The following is a 19,667-nucleotide window of genomic DNA, read 5'->3' as shown; positions in this document are numbered from 1 at the left end:
CCTCACCGTTCGTCGTGGTCGGGGCCGCCGTACGCGGCGTCTTCGTCGTCGGGTCCGCCGTGGGCGGGGTCTGGTGCGTCTCCGCCGTACGCGGCCGCTTCCAGTTCGCTCAGCACCTGTTCCTCCACGAGTTCCGCCAGGGCGGCGACCGTGCGGGAGACCAGGACGTCGCGGGGGGTGAGCGTGACGCCGAACGCGTCGTTGGCGCGGGAGGCGATGAGCAGGGCGCGCAGGGAGTCGCCGCCGAGCAGGAAGTAGTCGTCCTCGGCGCCCACGGCCGTCTGGAGGGCCTCCTCCCAGAGCTCGGCCAGCGCCTCCTCGGTGGGCGTGCGCGGCGCCACGTACTCCGGGCGTTCCCGCTCCTCCCCGGCCGGCGCCGGGGCGGGCAGCGCGGTCCGGTCGGTCTTGCCGTTCTCGGTGAGCGGGAAGCGGTCCAGCAGCACGAACGCCGACGGCACCATGTACCCCGGCAGCGAGCGGGCGGCCTGCTCGCGCAGTGCGGCGGCGGTGGGCGGTTCGGCGCCGGGGGCCGTGAGCAGGTGGGCGACCAGGCGCGGCAGGCCCGGTTCGTCCTCGCGTACGGTCACCACGGCGTCCAGCACGCCCGGATGGCGTACCAGGACCGCCTCGACCTCGCCCGCCTCGATGCGGTGGCCGCGCAGTTTCAGCTGGTGGTCGGTGCGGCCGAGGTAGTGCAGTTCGCCGGCGCCGTCGCGGCGCACCAGGTCGCCGGTGCGGTACATGCGGGTGCCGGGCGGCCCGAACGGGTCGGCACGGAACCGGGCGGCGGTCAGTCCGGGCCGGCCGAGGTAGCCGCGGGCCAGCGCCGGTCCGCTCAGCCACAGTTCGCCGGGTACGCCGTCGGGGACCGGCCGCAGCCGGGCGTCGAGGACGTAGGCGCCGGTGGCGGGCAGCGGGCGGCCGATGGGCGGCGCGCTGCCGTCGGGCTCCAGCGGGGCGGACCAGGTGGCGACGACGGTGGCCTCGGTGGGGCCGTAGGAGTTGACCATGCGGTGGTGCGGGGCCCAGCGGGCGACGAGTTCCGCGCCGCACGCGTCGGCGCCGACGATCAGGGTCTTCAGGTCCGGCAGGGTGCCGGGGGTGTCGGCGGGCAGGGTGGCGAGCGCGGCCGGCGGCAGCAGGGTGTGCGTGACGCGTTCGGCGCGCAGTACGCCGGCGAGTTCGGCGCCGAGCAGCGGGCCGGGCCGGGGTACGACGAGCCGGGCGCCGTGCGGCAGGGACATGCACAGCTCCAGCACGGAGGCGTCGAAGCTGGGCGTGGCGAAGGCCAGTACCCGGTCCCCGGCGGCGACTTGGTAGTGGGCGGCCTCGGCGGCGCTGAACGCGGCGAGGCCCCGGTGGGTGACGACGACGCCCTTGGGGGTGCCGGTGGAGCCGGAGGTGTAGATGACGTAGGCCGGGTCGTCCGGGTCGAGCGGGCGCCTCCGGTCGGCGTCGGTGGGCCGGTGTCCGGGGGTGTCGTCCGGGGGTGCGGCGAGCAGGGCGGCGATCTCCTTGGCGTCCAGGGTGAGGGCGGGGGCGGCGTCGCGCAGCATCAGGGCGATCCGCTCCTCGGGGTAGGCGGGGTCCACCGGCAGGAACGCGGCGCCGGACTTGGCCACCGCGAGCTGGGCCAGCACCATGTCCGCCGAGCGGGGCAGCAGCAGCGCGACGAGGTCGCCGGGGCCGGCGCCGCGGGCGATGAGCCGGTGCGCCAGCCGGTTGGCCCGCGCCTCGGTCTCGGCGAAGGTGAGGAGCGTGCCGGGCGCGTCGAGCGCGGGCGCGGCGGGCCACCGGTCGACGGCGGCTTCCACGAGGGCGGGCAGGGTGGCGGCGGGCACCGGGCCGAGCGCGGGCCGGGACGGGCCGCGCAGCAGCCGTTCGCGGTACGCGGGCGGGAGCACGTCCAGGTCGTCCAGGCGTGCGGTGTCGTCCGGGGCGGCCAGCGCCCACAGGGTGTGCAGGAGCTGTTCCGCCATCGAGTCGGCGGTCGCCCGCCCGAAGTACCGGGGGTCGTAGCCGAGTTCGACGGTGAGCCGGTCGCCGGGCGAGACGACCACGGTGAGCGGGTAGTTGGTGGCCTCCCGGGCGTCCAGGTCGCGCAGCGCGAGCCCGTGTGCGCCCGCGGTCGTGTCTCCGACCGGATAGTTCTCGAATACCACCAGGCTGTCGAACAGCGCTGTTTCCGGCGGGAGTTGGGTGTAGGAGTGCAGCTCGCTCAGGGGCAGGTGGTCGTGGCGGCGGTCCTCGGCCCGCGCCTCCTGGAGGGCGCGCAGCCAGGTGTCGGGGCGGGCGGTGCCGTCGACCTCGGTGCGGGCGGGCAGCGTGGTGATGAACAGGCCGGTGATGGTGTCGGCGCCGGGCAGTCCGGCGGGCCGCCCGGAGACGGTGGTGCCGAAGCAGACCTCCCGTTCCCCGCTCCACCGCGCCAGCAGCAGCGCCCAGGCACCCTGTACCAGGGTGTTGAGGGTGAGGCGGTGCCGGCGGGCGAACTCGTGCAGGCGCTGTGTCTGCCCCGGGTCGAGCCGCCGGGACAGCCAGGTGCCGGAGCGGGCGGTGGTGCCCGGGGCGGGCCGCCGGTCGTACGGCAGCGGGGTGGGGGCGCCGAGCCCGGCCAGGGCGTGGCGCCAGTGTTCCTCGGCGGCGGCGGTGTCCCGGGCGGCGAGCCAGGCGGCGTAGTCCGCGAACGGCCGGCGCTCGGGCAGCCGGGGCCGTTCGCCCCGGGTCAGGGCGGCGTGCGCGGCCATGACGTCGGACAGGACGTGGAAGACGCTCCATCCGTCCAGCAGGACGTGGTGGAAGGTCCACACCACCCGGACCGCGTCCGGGCCGAGCCGGACCAAGGCGAGCCGCAGCAGCGGGGCCCGGTCCAGGGCGAGGCCCCGGGCCCGCTCGTCGGCGAGCAGCCGCTCCAGCTCCGCCGCGTGCCGCTCGGCCGGCAGCGTGCTCCAGTCGTGCTCGGTGACCGGCAGGGTCACGTGCCGGTGGACGACCTGGAGGGGCACCGGTACGCCGCGCAGGGCGACGGAGGTGCGCAGGACGGGGGTGCGGTCGACCACGTGCCGCCAGGCCGCGGCCAGCGTCGCGGGGTCGTGCGCGCCGTCGGCCACGAAGGTGATCTGCTCGACGTAGAGGCCGTGTTCGGCCTCGTCCAGGCCGTGCATCACCATGCCGGTCTGGGTGGGGGTGAGCGGGTAGACGTCGGTGACGCCGGCTCCGTCGCCGACGAGCCGGTCCACGGCCGCCTGGTCCAGCGGGGCGAGCGGGAAGTCCGAGGGGGTGCGGCCGCCCGCGCCGGGTTCGGCGCAGTGCCGGATGATCGCGCGGAGTTCCTCCGCCAGTTCGGCCGCCAGCCGGGCGACGGTCTCCCGCCGGTGCCGGCCGCGCGAGTACGACCAGGTGAACCGGAGTCGGTCCTCGGTGACCTGGCCGAGGATGTCGAGGAGGTGCGGCCGGTTCGCGGAGCGGTCCATGCCGCCGGTGAGGCCGCCGTGGGGCGCGTGCAGCAGTCCGCCGGGGGCGGGGGCCGCGTCCGGCCGGCCCAGGTAGTTGAAGCAGACCGGCGGCAGGGCGGGCAGGTCACGGCCGACGGCGGGGCGCAGGTGACGCAGCGCGCCGTAGCCGAGTCCGCCGTGCGGTACGGCCCGCAGGTTCTCCTTGACGGACTTCAGCGTGGTGCCGGGGCCGGCGTCCCGGGGCACGTCCAGGGCGACCGGGTACATCGCGGTGAACCAGCCGGTGGTGCGGGCCAGGTCGGTGTCCTCGAACAGCTGCTCGCGGCCGTGGCTCTCCAGGGTCACCGCCACCCGGTCCCGGCCGGTCCAGCGGGCCAGGACCCGGCCCAGCGCGGTGAGCAGCACGTCGTTGACGCGGGTGCGGTACGCCTCGGGCACCTCCTGGAGCAGCCGGCGGGTCTCCTCGGCGTCGAGTCCCACGGTCACGCTGTCCTCGTCGGCGACGGTGTTCGGGCCGCCGGGGTGGTCGACGGGCAGCGTGGCGTCGGTGTCCGTTCCCTGCCAGTGAGGGAGTTCGGCGTCGAAGCCGCCCGCCTCGGTGTGTGCGGCGAGCCGTCGTGCCCAGTCCCGGAACGCGGTGCTCTTCGGGGCGAGGGCGGGGCGTCCGCCGTCCCGCAGCGCGCGGTAGGCGGTGTCCAGGTCCTCCAGGATCAGCCGCCAGGAGACGGCGTCCACGACCAGGTGGTGGGCGGCCAGCAACAGCACCGGACGCGTTCCGTCGACCGGCCGGCACAGCGCGGCCCGCAGCAGCGGCCCGCCGGCCAGGTCGAACCCGGCGCCGAGGGTCACGGCCACCGCTGCCGGGTCCGCCCCGTGGTGCACCTCCAGATGCGGGGCCCGGTCGCCGGGCGGGGTGCCGTACTGCCGCCAACTGCCGTCCGGCGCCTGCTCGTAGCGCATGCGCAGCGCGTCGTGGTGCTCCAGTACGACGGCCAGGGCGGACCGCAGCAGCGTCTCGTCGGGGTCGGCGGCCAGCTCGTGGGCGACCGTCTGGCTGAAGTGGGCGGGGTCGCCGGTGAGGGTGGACAGCAGCCAGTGCTGGACGGGGGTGAGCGGGGCGTCGCCGGTCACCGGGCCCTGCTCGGCGGAGACGGCGGTGACCGGCAACCGCTCGGCCACGGCGGCCAGTTCGGCGAGGGTCTGGTGGGTGAACAGGTGCCGGGGGGTCAGCGCGAGACCGGCCCGGCGGGCGGCGGACACGATGCGGATACCGAGGACGGAGTCGCCGCCGAGCGTGAAGTAGTTGTCGTCCGCGCCGACTTCGGGCACGCCCAGCACCTCGGTCCAGATCGCGGCGAGGATCCGTTCGGCCTCGGTACGCGGCGGCCGCCCGGCCGTGCCGGTGGCCGGCGCGGCCCACTCGGGCACGGGCAACGCCCTCCGGTCGAGCTTGCCGGTGGCCCCCAGCGGCAGCCGCTCCAGCGGGACGACGAGGGCGGGGACGAGGTGGTCGGGCAGACTGCGGGCGAGGAAGGCCCGCAGCTCGGCGGAGTCGGGGACGACCACGCCGGGCCCCTCCGCACCGGCGGACATCGCCGACACCGGAACCCCGGAACCGCCGGAACCCGGCACAGCGGCCGCACCCGGCACCCCGGAGTCGTCCGGCGCGGCCGGCGTACGTGGCACCACGTAGCCCACGAGGCGGCGGTGGCCGGCGTGTTCGATCACTCGGGCCGCCGCCGCGGCCACGGCCGGGTGGCGGGCCAGCGCGGCCTCCACCTCACCGAGTTCGATGCGGAAGCCGCGCACCTTGACCTGGTCGTCGCCGCGGCCGAGGTAGACGAGGTCGCCGTCGGCCGTCCAGCGGACCCGGTCGCCGGTGCGGTACATGCGGCTGCCCGGCGGGCCGAACGGGTCGGGCAGGAAGCGGGCGGCGGTCAGGCCGGGGCGGCCGAGGTAGCCGCGGGCGACACCGGTCCCGGCGAGGAACAGCTCGCCGGGGACGCCGACGGGCACCGGGCGCAGCCGTTCGTCCAGGACGTGGGCGCGGGCGCCGCCGAGCGGCCGCCCGATCGGCGGGTCCCGGTCGGGGTCGGCGGGGTCGCAGGTGAAGGCGGTGGCGTAGACGGTGGCCTCGGTGGGGCCGTAGATGTTGCGCACCTCGCTGCCGGGGATGGCGTCGCGGACCCGGCGCACGGTCCGGGCGGGCAGTCCCTCCCCCGCCAGGACGACGGTGTCGGCGGTGATCCGTACGGCGTCCTCGGCGAGCAGCCGGTCCAGGGCCGAGGGCACCGCGCTGAGCAGTCCGGCCCGCCAGGGCCCGGGGCGCTCGGCGAGGGCCAGCAGATCGCGGACGATCTCCACGCAGCCGCCGGACAGCAGCGGCGCGAAGATCTCGAAGACGGACACGTCGAAGTTGAGCGAGGTGGAGGCCACCACGTGGTGCAGTCCCCGCCCGGTGAACTCGGCCGCCGCCCAGTCGGTGAGGGCGAGCACGGAGGCGTGGCTGACGACGACGCCCTTGGGGCGGCCGGTGGAGCCGGAGGTGTGGATGACGTACGCCGGGTGGCCGGGCAGCAGGGTGCCGTGCCGTTCGTCGTCGCCGACCGGGGTGTCCGGTGCCCCGGGTTCCAGGTCATCGAGCAGGATCCGGGTGAAGGGGCCCTCGGGGAGCCGGCCGGCGGTCTCGGGCGCGGTGATCACGGCGTCGGGCCGTACGTCCTCGAAGAGGAACGCGACGCGTTCGGCCGGGTACTGGGGGTCGACGGGCAGATAGCCGGCGCCGCTCTTGAGCACGGCGAGGAGCGCGGTCACCAGGTCGGCGGTGCGGGGCAGGCAGAGGGCGACGAAGCGTTCGGGGCCGGCGCCGGCGGCGATGAGCCGCCGGGCGAGCCGGTCGGAGCGGGCGTCGAGCTCGCGGTAGGTGAGTACCTGGTCGCCGTGGCGGACGGCCGGGGCGCCGGGGGTGCGCTCGGCCTGCCGGCGGAACGCGTCGGGCAGGGTGCCCCGGGGTGCCTCGGCCGTCCGTCCGCCGAACCGGGCCACCAGCGCGCGCTCCTCGGCCGGGTCCAGCAGCGGCAGGTCGGCCAGGCGGCGGTCGAGACCGCCGGCCATGCCGGTGAGCAGGGTGCGCAGGCTCTCGCCGAGCGCGGTGACCGTGGCGGTGTCGAAGGCGGCCGGGTCGTGGTCCAGGTTCACGGTGAGGGTGTCGCCGGGCGCGACGACCACGCTGAGCGGGTAGTTGGTCGGCTCCAAATCCCGTTCCGGTTCCATGGTGAGGCCGTGCCGGGCCGGCGCGTCCGGGTCGAAGGGGTAGTTCTCGAAGACCACGAGGGAGTCGAACAGGCTGGTGCCGCCCGGCAGTTCGCTCCAGGACTGGATCTGGGCCAGCGAGACGAAGTCGTGGCGGCGGGCCTCGGACTGGGCGGTCTGGATCTCGCGCAGCCACTCGGGCAGCGGGCGGGAGCCGTCGACACGGACCCGGGTGGGCAGGGTGTTGATGAACAGGCCCACCATCGAGGTGACGCCGGGCAGTTCGGCGGGCCGGCCGGAGACGGTGGTGCCGAACACCACGTCGGTGCCGCCGCCGTAGCGGGACAGCAGCAGCGCCCAGGCGCCCTGGAGCACGGTGTTGAGGGTGAGCCCGTGGTGCTGGGCGGTCTCCCGCAGCCGGGCGGAGAGGTCCGGGCCGAGGGTCATGCGCACGGAGCCGGAGGAGGAGGTGCGGTGGGCCTCGGCGGGCCGCCGGTCGCGGGGCAGTTCGGTGGGTGCCTGGAAGCCCGCGAGGGTGGCGCGCCAGTACCGCTCGGCCTTGCCGGTGTCGCGCCCGGCGAGCCAGCGCAGATAGTCGGCGAAGGGCTTGCGCTCGGGGGTGTGCGGGCGGCGCCCGGAGGTCAGGGCGGCGTACCGCTCGCACACCTCCTCGAAGACCTGGGCGGCGCTCCAGCCGTCGAGCAGGACGTGGTGGAAGGTCCACACCAGGCGGACCCGGTCCGGGCCCAGCCGGATCAGGGTCAGTCGCATGAGGGGCGCGGCGGCGAGGTCGATCCCCCGCTCGCGGTCCTCGGCGAGCAGCCGGTCCAGTTCGGGTGCGCGGCGCTCCTCGGGCCATGCGGACCAGTCGTGGTGGGTGACGGGCACGGTGGCCCGGTGCCGGACGACCTGGAGCGGTTCGGGGGTCTCCTGCCAGACCAGACCGGTGCGCAGCACGGGGTTGGCGTCGGCGGTGTGCTGCCAGGCTTCGGCGAGCGCGTGCGGGTCGGTGACGCCGGCCAGCACGAGCTGGACCTGGTTGACGTAGGTGCGGCCGGCGGGGTCGAGCAGGCTGTGGAAGAGCATGCCCTCCTGCATCGGCGTGAGCGGGTAGATGTCCTGCACGTCCCGGCCGTCGCCGGCGATGCGGTCCACGGCGGCCTGGTCGAGCCGGGCCAGCGGGAAGTCCGACGGGGTGCGGCCGCCGGCGTCGGGGCGGGCGCAGTGGGCGACGATGCCGCCGAGCGCGTCCAGCATGCCCTCGGCGAGGGCGGTGACGGTCTCCTCGCGGTGGCGTCCGCCGCTGTAGTGCCAGGTGATCTCCAGCCGGTCGTCCTCGACGCGGGCCACGACGTCCAGCAGGTGCGGCCGCTCGGTGTCCGGTGCCTCCGCGCCGCCCAGGCCGCCGGGCACCGACCGGACCAGGGCGGCGTCGTCGGCGGACCAGTCGAAGCGGCCCAGGTAGTTGAAGCTGATGCCGGGTTCGGGGGCGGTGGTGAGCCGTGGGTCGCGGGCGAGGTGGCGCAGCACGCCGTAGCCGAGTCCCCGGTCGGGTACGGCCCGCAGCTGTTCCTTCACCGACTTCAGGGCGGTGCCCCAGTCCCCCGCCGGGACGGTCAGGGCGACCGGGTGGAGCGCGGTGAACCAGCCGACCGTGCGGGACAGGTCGACGTCCTCGGCCCACCGGTCCTCGCGGCCGTGTCCCTCCAGGCCGACGGCGACGGTGGCGCGTTCCGTCCAGTCGGCGAGGACCCGGCCCAGCGCGGTGAGCAGGACGTCGTCCACGCGGGTGCGGTAGACGCCGGGCACCCGGCGCAGCAGGGCGTCGGTGCGCTCGCGGTCGAGCCGTACGGTGACCTCGCGGAGGTCGGCCATGGTGTTGCCGCCGGCCGAGTCGACGGGCAGGGGTTCGGCGCACGCGCGGGCGGTCCGCTCCCAGTGGGGCAGCTGTCCGGTGAGGTCCCTCTCGCGCAGCCGGCGGACCCACTCGGCCGCGGACGTGGTGCGGGCGGGCAGCCGTACGGGCTCGCCGGCGGCGGCCTGCCGGTAGGCGGTCTCCAGGTCCTCCAGCAGGATCCGCCAGGAGACGCCGTCGACCACCAGGTGGTGGGCGACGAGCAGCAGCCGGGCGGGCCCGGTACCGTCGGCGGTGAACAGGCGGGCGACGAACAACGGGCCTGTCTCCAGGTCGAGTCGCGCGTGGGTCGCCGCCGTGACGCCTTCCTCGTCCCGCGGGTCGTGGACCCGGAGCAGTTCGGGGGCGGGGCCGTCGTGGGCGGTGATGTCCTGGTGCCAGGCGCCGTCGCCCTCGCGGCGGAACCGGGCGCGCAGGGCGTCGTGGCGGGTCCACAGCGCGGTGAGGGCGCGGCGCAGGGCGTCCTCGTCCACGGGGCCGGGTGTCTCGATCACGACGGACTGGTTGAAGAAGGCGGGGTGCGCGGGCCGGGCGTCCAGGAACCAGTGCTGGATCGGGGTGAGGCCGGCCGGTCCGGCGACCGGTGCGGTGCCGGCGACGGCGGGCGCGGCTCCGCCGCCCGCGGCGGCCAGTGCGGCCACCGTGGGGTGCCGGAACAGATCGCGGGGGGTGAGGGCGAGTCCGGCGGCACGGGCCCGGGAGACCACCTGGATGCTGAGGATGGAGTCGCCGCCCAGCATGAAGAAGTTGTCGTCCACGCCGACGCGTTCGACGCCGAGCAGTTCGGCCCAGATCCCGGCGAGGGTCCGTTCGGTGTCGGTGCGCGGTTCGCGGTGGGTCCGTTCGGCGCCCGCCGCCCAGTCGGGGGCGGGCAGCCGCCGCCGGTCGACCTTGCCGTTGGCCGTCAGCGGCAGCTCGGGCACGGTGACGAACGCGGCGGGCAGCATGTAGTCGGGCAGTCCGGCCGCCAGGTGGGCGCGCAGCCCGGCGGCGGAGGGCACATCGGCGCCTTCGGCCGGTACGAGGTGGGCGGCGAGCCGTTTGCGTCCGGCGTCTTCGTAAAGGGAGACGACGGCCTCGGCGACGGCGGGGTGGGCGGTGAGGCGGGCCTCGATCTCGGCGGGTTCGACCCGGAAGCCGCGGATCTTGATCTGGTCGTCCGCGCGGCCGACGAAGTGCAGTTCGCCGTCGGCGCTCCAGCGCACGAGGTCGCCGGTGCGGTACATCCGGGTGCCGGGCGGCCCGTAGGGGTCGGCGACATAGCGGGCGGCGGTCGCGCCGGGCCGGCCCGCGTAGCCCCGGGCGAGGCCCGCGCCCGCGATGTACAACTCGCCCGGGATGCCGGGCGGTTGGGGCTGGAGCGAGGCGTCCAGGACGTAGACGCGGGTGTTGTCCAGGGGGCGGCCGATGGGCAGGACGGCGGGCAGCGGGTCGCCGGAGCGGAAGACGCGGCGGGTGGCGAAGGTGGTGGTCTCGGTGGGGCCGTAGCCGTCCACGACGGTCAGATCGGGGCAGGCGTCCAGGACCCGGCGGACGACCGCGCCGGGCACGGCCTCGCCGCCGGTCCACACCTCGCGGGCGCCGCGCAGGCAGCCGGGGTCCTCCTGGGCGAGCAGCCGGAACAGGCCGGCGGTCAGCCACAGGCAGGTCACCCCCCGCTCGGTGATGGCGCGGCGGACCTGGGCGGCGTCGAGGCCGGCGGGCGGGGCGAGGACGGCCGTGCCGCCGCGCAGCAGCGGCACCCACACCTCGTAGGTGGCGGCGTCGAAGGCGTGCGGCGAGTGCACGAGGACCCGGTCGTGCCCGGCGAAGGCCCGGTCCAGGGCGAGCGCGGCGACGTCCCGCTGCCGCACCGCGACCCCCTTGGGGGTGCCGGTGGAGCCCGAAGTGAACATCAGGTAATGGACGTTGTCGGGGTGGACGGTGTGCGCCGGGCCGGCGTCGGGTGCGCCGGAAGTGTCGTCCACCCGCAGGACCCCGCCCGCGGGCAGCAGTTCACGGGCCGTACGCTCCCGGCCGGCGTCGGTGAGCAGCAGGTCCGCGCCCGCCTCGGCGAGCATCCGGCGCAGCCGTTCGGCCGGGGCCCTGCCGTCCAGCGGCACGTACACGCCGCCGGTGCGGACGAGGGCCAGCTGGGCGACGATCAGTTCCGCCGACCGGTCCATGAGCACACCGACCGGGCGCTCCGGCCGTACCCCGAGTCCGGCCAGGCGGGCCGCCAGCTCGCCCGCTCTGGCGTCCAGTTCGCGGTAGGTGAGGCGGGTGTCCCCGGCGTCCAGGGCCACGGCGTCCGGAGTGCGGCGCACCTGCGCGGCGAAGAGGGCGGCGACGGTGGTGTCGGGCAGGTCGGTGGCGGTGTCGTTCCAGGCGCTCAGCACCTGCGCGCGGCGGTCCGGGGCGAGCAGCGGCAGCCGGGCTGGCGGGCGGTGGGCACCGGCGGGCAGGTGGGTGAGCAGGACGGTCAGGTACTCGGCCATGCGCTCGGCCGTCGCGGTGTCGAACAGCCCGGGGTCGTAGCCGAGCCGCAGCGTCAGCTCCGGGCCCGGGTAGGCGGTCAGGCTCAGCGGGTAGTTGGTGGTCTCGACGCCTTCCAGGCCGCTGAGGCGCAGCCCGTGGGCGGCGGCGAGGTCGTCGTCGACCGGGTAGTTCTCGAAGACCACGATGCTGTCGAACAGACCGGCCCGCTCGGGGAGTTCGGTGAACGTCTTCAGCCGGGTGAGCGGCAGGTGGTCGAATCGGCGGTCCTCGCTCTGGTCGTGCTGGAGGGCGCGCAGCCAGTCCAGCAGGGTGCCGTGGCCGGGGACGGTGACCCGGGTGGGCAGGGTGGTGATGAACAGACCGGTCATGGTGTCGGCGCCGGGCAGCTCGGGCGGCCGTCCGGCGACGGTGGTGCCGAACACCGCCTCGTCCCGGCCCGCCTGCCGGGCCAGCAGCAACGCCCAGGCGCCCTGGACCAGGGTGTTGAGGGTGAGGCCGGAGGTCCGGGCCAGCTCCTTCAGCGCCCGGGTGGCGGCCGGGGGCAGCGCACGGCGCACGGCGTGGGTGGACTCGGCGCGGTGGGCCTCGCGCGGCTCGCGATCGTAGGGCAGCGGGGTGGCCTCGGCCAGCCCGGACAGGCGGCGGCGCCAGTGCCGTTCGGCCGGGGCGGGGTCGCGGCGCCGCAGCCAGGCCACGTAGTCCCGGTACGGCGGGCGGTGCGGGAGGGTGTCGGGGGCGGCCCCGGCGTGGTGGGCGAAGACGTCCGAGAGGACCTGGAACAGGCTCCAGCCGTCCAGCAGCAGATGGTGGAAGGTCCACACCACACGCACGGCGGTCCCGGACAGGCGGGCCAGGAGCAGGCGTTGGAGCGGGGCCCGCCCGAGGTCGATGCCCTCGGCGCGGTCCCGGGCGAGCACGTCGTCCAGGCGGGCGCGGCGCTCGTCCTCGGACAGGTCGCGCCAGTCCAGGTGGGTGACCGGCAGGTCCGCGTGGCGCGCCGCCACCAGCAGCGGCTCGGGCACGTCCTGCCAGACGACCCGGGAGCGCAGCGTCTCGGTGCGGTCGGTCACGTGCTGCCAGGCGGCGGCGAGGGCACCCGGGTCGGGCACGCCGTCCAGGACGAACGTCAGCTGCTGGAGGTAGACACCGCGGTCGTCCTGGGACAGGCCGTGGAAGAGCATGCCCGCCTGGGTGGGGGTGAGCGGGTACACGTCCGCCACCGCCGCCGGGTCCGGGCCGGTGATCCGGTCGACGGCGGCCTGGTCGAGCCGGGCCAGCGGGAAGTCGGACGGGGTACGGCCGGCGGCACCCGGGCGGGCGGCGTACCGGGCCAGGTCGGCGAGCGCGGCGGCGTACCGCCCGGCGAGGTCCGCGACCTCTTCCTCGCGCTGCGGCCCGTCGGCGTAGAACCAGGTGAACTCCAGCTGTCCGTCCACGAGTTGCCCGACGACCTCCAGGGCGTGCGGGCGGGCGGCGGCCGGGTCGGCGTCCAGCTCCAGCGGGCGTACGGTGCCCCGGTAGAGGCCGTCGGGGTCCTGCGGCAGCTCCATGCGGCCCAGGTAGTTGAAGCTGATCCGCGCGTCGGCGGCGGGCGGCGCCGCTCCGGGACCGGCGAGCCGGCGCAGGACGTCGTACCCCAGGCCGTGCCGGGGTACGGCGCGCAGCTGCTCCTTGACCCGCTTCAGTACGGTGTCCCAGCCGGCGTCCTCCGGGACGGCGAGCGCGACGGGGTACCGGGTGGTGAACCAGCCGGCCGTGCGGCTGATGTCCAGCTCGGGGAAGAGGTCCTCGCGGCCGTGTCCCTCGACGTCGACCAGCACCCGGTCCCGGCCGCTCCAGCCGCACAGGGCCCGGCCGAGGGCGCCGAGCAGGACGTCGTTGGCCCGGGTGCGGTAGGTGTCGGGCAGGGTGCGCAGCAGCGCCGAGGTGTCCTCGGGACTCAACCGCACGGTGAGCGCGCGCTGTTGGGCGTAGGTGCCGGCCGGTCCGGTCGGCAGCGCGGGGGCGGGCTCGGACAGGGCCCGGGCCCAGTACGCGCGTTCGTCGTCGAAGCCGCCGTCCGCCGCGTGGGCGGCCAGCCGGTGGGCCCACCGGCGCAGCGGCGAGGACTTGGCGGGCAGCGCGGCGGCGCCGTCGCGGCCGGCGCGGCGGGCCCGGTAGGCGCGGTCCAGGTCCTCCAGCAGCAGCCGCCAGGAGACGCCGTCGACCACCAGGTGGTGGACGGCGAGGTGCAGCACCGGGGGCCGGCCGGCGCCGGTGTCGTGCAGCACGGCCCGCAGCAGCGGTCCCCGGGCGAGGTCGAAGGGGCCGAAGTGGGGGGTGTCGGTCTCCGGTCCGGTGTGGCGGGCCAGACGGAGGCGGGGCGCCCGCTCCTCCACCGCCCAGGCGGGCCGGCCGTCCGGGCCGTCGGGGGTGAAGCGGGAGCGCAGGGCGTCGTGGTGGGCGACCAGGTCGTTCAGCGCGTCCTCGAGCGCCGTCGGGTCCAGGTCCTCGGGCAGCCGGACGGACAGCGCCTGGGCGAAGTGGCCGGCGCGTTCGGCGGCGGTGTCGAACAGCCAGTGCTGGATGGGGGTCAGGGGGGCGGTGCCGGTGGCCGCCTCCGGTGCGGGGGCGGCCGCGCGCGGGCCGCCGGCGGCGTCCGCGCGGCGGGCCAGGGCGGCCACCGTCTGGTGCTGGTAGACGTCCCGGGAGGTCAGCGGCAGGCCCTCCTGCCGGGCCCGGGCCACCACCTGGATGCTGAGGATCGAGTCGCCGCCGAGTTCGAAGAAGTTGTCGTCGACGCCGATCCGCTCCGCCCGCAGCACCTCCGCCCAGATCGCGGCGAGCGCGCGCTCGGTGGGCGTGCGGGGCGCCACATGCCGTACCGCGCGCACGGCGGGCCCGGGGTCGGGGAGCCGGCCGCGGTCGAGCTTGCCGTTCGGGCTGAGCGGCAGGGCGTCCAGCACGACGACGGCCGAGGGGACCATGTAGTCGGGCAGCGTACGGCCCAGTTCCCGGCGTACGGCCTCGGGTTCGGTCCGCTGACCGGCGGCCGGGACGACGTAGCCGACCAGGCGCCGGTGGCCGTCGCGGTCCGTGGCGGCGACGGCGGCGGCCTCGGCCACGCCGGCGCAGCCGCGCAGCGCCTCCTCCACCTCGCCCAGCTCGATGCGGAAGCCGCGCACCTTGACCTGCTGGTCGGTCCGGCCGACGTACTCCAGCGTGCCGTCGGCGCGGCGGCGCACCAGGTCACCGGTGCGGTACATGCGCTCCCCCGGCGCGCCGAACGGATCGGCGACGAACCGGGTGGCGGTCAGTCCGGGACGGTTCAGGTAGCCGCGGGCCAGCCCGCCGCCCCCGAGGTACAACTCGCCGGTGACGCCGACGGGTTGGGGCCGCAGGGCGCCGTCCAGGACATAGGCCCGGGTGAGCGCCACCGGGGCGCCGATGGGCGGGGCCTGCCCGGGCAGCCGGTCCCCGGCGAACCAGGCGGTGGCGTACACGGTGGCCTCGGTGGGGCCGTAGATGTTGGCGATGCGGCAGCCGGGCAGGGCGGCGCGCAGCTCGTGCAGCGTCTGGGCGGGCAGGGCCTCGCCGGCGAGGACGACGGTCCCGGCGGTCACGGGTGCGGTGCCGCCCGCGATCAGCCGGGAGACGACGGACGGCACCCCGCTGAGCAGCCCGGCCCGCCGTGGTCCGGTGCCGTCGGCGAGGGCCGGCAGGTCGGCGACCACCTCGACGGTGCCGCCGGCCGTGAGGGGGCAGAGCAGTTCGAAGACGGAGACGTCGAAGTTGAGGGAGGTCGCGGCGATCACATGGTCCAGCCCCTCGGCGCCGAACCGCTCCCCCGCCCACCGGGCCAGCGCCGTGACGGTGCGGTGGGTGACCACCACTCCCTTGGGGCGGCCGGTGGAGCCGGAGGTGTAGATGACGTACGCGGGGTGGTCCGGCAGCAGCGGGCGGAGCCGGTCGGCGTCGGTGAGGGGCGTGTCGGGCACCGCCGGGCCGGTGGCGTCCTCCAGGAACAGCGGGTCGCAGTCCGGGGGCAGGGCGGCGGCGGTCTCCCGGGTGGCGACGACGAGGGCGGGCCGGGCGTCGGCGAGCATGAGCCGGACCCGCTCGGCGGGGTAGCCGGGATCGACGGGGAGGTAGGCGGCGCCCGCGGTGAGCACCGCCCACAGCACGGGCACGAGGTCGGCGGTGCGCGGCAGGCACAGGGCGACCAGGGTCTCCGGGCCCGCGCCGCGTGCGACGAGCCGCCGGGCCAGCCGGTTGGCACGCCGGGCCACCTCGGCGTACGCCAGCCGGTCCGGTCCGCAGATCACCGCCGTACGGCCGGGGGTGCGGGCCGCCTGGCCGTGCAGCAGCTCGGGCAGCGTGGCGTGCCCGCTCTCCCGGAGCCGGCGGGCGGGCGGGTTCCAGCTGTCCACCAGGGTGCGCTGCTCCGCGGCGGAGAGCATGGGCAGTTCGGCCAGGGTGCGGCCCGGGCCGTCCGCCATGCCCTCCAGCAGGCGGTGCAGATGGGCGGTCATCCGGGCCACGGTCGCCGCGTCGAACAGGTCCGTGTTGAACTCGACGGTCAGGACCGAGCCGCCGTCCGGGTCCGGGGTGAACTCCAGGACCAGGTCGAAGCGGGCGCCCGGGCGGGGCAGCGGGTGCTCGGCCAGACGCAGTCCCCCGGCGAGCGGCGGCACGGGCAGCGGGCTCTGCTGTACGACGAGCGCCTGGACCAGCGGGGTGCGGCTGGGGTCGCGGGGCGGGGCGAGTTCCTCCACCACCCGGTCGAAGGGCACGCCGTCGTGGGCGAAGGCGTCCAGCACGGTCGTCCGCATGCTCTCCACGAACCGGTCCACGGTGGCCCGCTCGTCCACCTCCCCGCGCAGCACCACGGTGTTGGCGAAGAACCCGGGCACGTCCTCCAGGTCCCGCCGGCCGCGCCCGGTGGTGACGGTGCCGAACGCGATGTCCCGCTGTCCGGAGTAGCGGGAGAACAGCAGCGCGGACGCGCCGGCGAACAGGGTGAACAGCGTGGTGCCGCGGCCGGCGGCCAGCCGGTGCAGCCGGGTCACCAACTCGGCGGGCAGCTCGTGCCGGTGGGCCGCGCCGACGGTGGTGCGCACGGCGGGACGGGGCCGGTCCGTGGGCAGCTCCAGCTGCTGAAGTCCCGCCAAGTGCCGCTTCCAGTAGGCGAGATCGGTGGTGTCCGCGTCACCGGCCCGCTGCCGCCGCTCCCACAGCGCGAAGTCCGGGTACTGCACGGCGGGTTCGGGCAGTCCGGCGGGCTCGCCGGTGGTCTCGGCGTGGTAGAGGGCGGCGAGTTCGCGGGTGAGGACGCCGACCGACCAGCCGTCGGTGACGATGTGGTGCTGCGCCAGGAGCAGTACGTGCTCCTCGGCGCCCAGCCGGACGAGCAGGGCCCGGGTGAGCGGGCCCGCCGCCAGGTCGAAGGGCCGCTCCAGCTCCTCGGTGAGCAGCGCCTCCACGGCCTCCTCGGCGTCCGGCGCGCCGGAGAGGTCGGCCGTCCGCAGCGGCAGCTCCGGCTGCGGCGCGACCCGCTGGACGCCCTGCCCGTCGGCGGTGGCGAAGGTGGTGCGCAGGGAGGCGTGGCGGGCCGCGAGCCGGTGCAGGGAGCGGCGCAGCGCGTCCGGGTCCAGGGCGCCGCGCAGCCGCAGGGCCACGCCGGTGTTGTACTCGGTGCCGCCGTCGGAGAGATCGTCCAGGTACCACAGCCGCCGCTGCGCGCTGGACATGGGCAGGGCGCCTTCGGCCGGGGCCGGCGGGATCGGCTCCGGGGCCACGGTGGCCGACGGGTCGGCGAGCAGCGGGGCGAGGGCGGCGACGGTCCGCGCGGTGAACACGTCCCGCAGGGTCAGCCGGACCCCCAGCTCGTCCCGGACCCGGGCGAGCACCCGCGCGGCGAGCAGGGACTCGCCCCCGAGGTCGAAGAAGTCGTCGGTCACCCCGACCGCGTCGACACCCAGCACCTCGGCCCAGATCGCGGCGAGCACCCGCTCCCCCTCCGACCGGGGCGCCACCCGCCCGCCCACGACCGCCCGTTCCGGCGCGGGCAACGCCCGCCGGTCGATCTTGTGCTGCGGGGTCAGCGGCATCCGCTCCAGCACCACGACAACGGCGGGCACCATGTGCGCGGGCAACAGACGGCCTACGGCGGCACGGAGGGAGACGGGATCGAGCGACTGGGCGGGGTTGGCCGGGGCGGCGGCCGGCGGTGCGGGGTTACGGGGCTCGGCGGAGTCGGTCGGGGCGGCGGAAGCAACCGGCCCGGCGCCACCGGTCGGGGCAACGGAGCTGGACTGCCCGGCGAAATCGCGAGGCTCAGCGGATTCTGGCAGGGCGGCGGAATTGACCGGCTCGGCGGAGTCGGCCCGTTCGGTGGCGTCGGCCGGGGTGGAAGAGGTGGCCCGCTCGGCGGGATCGCGGGGCTCGGCGGCGTCGGACAAGGCGGCGGAGGCAGCCTGCTCGGCGGAGTCGGCCGACCCGGCGCCGCCGGTCCGGCCAGCGGAGTCGGCGGGCTCGGCGCCGCCGGTCGGGGCGGGGGACTCGGCGGACTCGGCGCCCCCGGTCAAGGCGGGGGACTCGGCGGACTCGTGGGGCTCGCCGGAGTCGGACAGGTCGGCCGAGTCGCCCAGCCCTGCGGCGCCGGCCGGGGCGACGGCATCGCGGGACTCGGCAACGTCTGTCGGCTCGGCGCCGGCCACGGCTGCGGAGTCGGCCGACCCGGCGCCACCGGTCCGGCCAACGGAATCGGCGGACTCGGCGCCGCCGGTCGGGGCGGTGGAGTTGGCCCGCCCGGCGGAATCGCGGGGCTCACCGGAGTCAGCCAGGACCGCAGAGTCGGCCCGCTCGGCGACCTCAGCCGGAGCGGCGGCATCACGCGACTCGGCGGCGGCGGTCACGGCGGCCGAGTCGACCGGCTCGGCAACGCCGGCCGGACCGGCGGCATCACGCGACTCGCCGGAGTCGGACAGGACGGCCGGGTCGGCCGGCGCGGCGTCGGTCGGGGTGGTGGGTGCCGGCTGTCCCGCCGGGGTGACGTAGGCGACGAGGCGCTGGTGGCCCGGGTCGTCCTCGCGGACCACGACCACCGCCTCGCCGACCGCCCCACCGCCCGCGCGCCGCAGGGCCGCCTCGATCTCGCCGGGCTCGATGCGGAAGCCGCGGATCTTCACCTGCCGGTCCAGCCGGCCCAGGAACTCCAGTTCCCCGTCGGCGGTCCAGCGCGCCCGGTCCCCGGTGCGGTACAGCCGCGCGCCGGGCGTGCCGAAGGGGTCGGCGACGAAGCGCGCGGCGGTCAGGCCCGGCCGGCCCAGGTACCCCCGGGCCACCGCGTCACCGCCGACGAACAGCTCCCCGTCCGCACCGGGCGGCACGGGCCGCATCGCGGCGTCCAGGACGTACACCCGCGTGTGCGGCAGGGCACCGCCGATCGTCGGGGTGCCCCGGCCGGCGGTGAGCGGCCCGGTCCAGGTGGCGACGATCGTGGCCTCGGTCGGACCATAGGAGTTGATCATGCGGCGGCCGGGCGCCCAGCGGTCCACGAGCCCCGCCGGGCATGCCTCGGCGCCCACGATCAGCGTGCGCAGGTGGCGCGCGGTGCCCTGCGCGGGGTCGGGCAGGGTGGCCAGCGCGGCGGGCGGGATCAGGGCGTGGGTGATGCGGTACTCGTCCAGGACCGCCGCGAGTTCGTCGCCGAGCCACGGCCCGTGCGGCGGTACGACCAGCGTGGCGCCGCACAGGACGGACACGCACAGCTCCAGCACCGAGGCGTCGAAGCTCGGCGAGGAGAACTGGAGCACCCGGTCGCCGGGGCCCACCGCGTACCGTTCGGCGGCGGCCGAGGTGAAGCCGCCGAGGCCGCGATGGGTGACCGTGACGCCCTTGGGGGTGCCGGTGGAGCCGGAGGTGTAGATGACGTACGCCGCGTGGCCGGCGTCGGCGTCGGCCCGCCGGCCGGTGTCGTCCTCGGCGGCCGGCGGCTCGCCCGTCTCCAGCAGTTCGCCGACCCGGCGCGGATCGTCGAGGGTGACGGCGGGCCCGGCGTCGGCGAGCATCAGCGCCCGGCGCTCGGCGGGGTAGGCGGGGTCCACCGGCAGGAAGGCGGCGCCCGCCCGCGCGACGGCCAGCTCGGCCGCGATCAGCTCCATGGAGCGCGGCAGGACCAGGGCCACCACCCGGTCCGGCCCGGCCCCCCGCCGTACCAGGTGCGCGGCCAGCCGCTCGGCACGGGCGGCCAGTTCCCGGTAGGTCCAGGTCCGCCGCCCGTCGGTGAGGGCCGGTGCGTCCGGAGTGCGGGCCACCCAGGCGGTGAACAGCTCGCCGAGCGTCGGGTGCGCCGGTGCCGCGCCGCGCTCCGGCAGGCCGGCGGCGGGGCCGGCCTGCGGCAGGGAGGACGCCGGAGCGGGCTTGTCGTGCAGGTCCGTCATGGGTGAAGTCCTTCGGAGAGCGGGGCGATACGGCGCGGGGCGGCCCCGGTGGGCCCCGGGGCGGGGGAAGGGCGCGGGTCACCGCGCGTACGTGACGGGGCGGCAATGCGGGGCGGGCGGCGCTGATCGGTGTCCGGGAGCGGT

General features: G+C 76.6%; 1 protein-coding gene. It reads right to left on the bottom strand.

Translation table 11 applies throughout. The features are described from left to right. Window positions 1-2: 2 nt before the first annotated feature. The gene (locus IE251_RS26540) at window positions 3-19,523 is read right to left on the bottom strand and encodes a non-ribosomal peptide synthase/polyketide synthase (RefSeq protein WP_229896940.1); all 19,521 of its coding nucleotides are present in this window, start codon (window positions 19,521-19,523) and stop codon (window positions 3-5) included. Between the last annotated feature and the right edge of the window lie 144 nt (window positions 19,524-19,667).

The organism is Streptomyces eurythermus, assembly GCF_014649115.1.
Taxonomy (GTDB): domain Bacteria; phylum Actinomycetota; class Actinomycetes; order Streptomycetales; family Streptomycetaceae; genus Streptomyces; species Streptomyces eurythermus.
The sequence above is the reverse complement of the archived record's forward strand: the minus strand, read 5'-3'. Positions and strand labels throughout refer to the sequence as shown.

Coding starts and splice junctions, on each gene's coding strand:
- IE251_RS26540 (WP_229896940.1), bottom strand. CDS start 19,523: ATGACGGACCTGCACGACAAGCCCGCTCCGGCGTCCTCCCTGCCGCAG.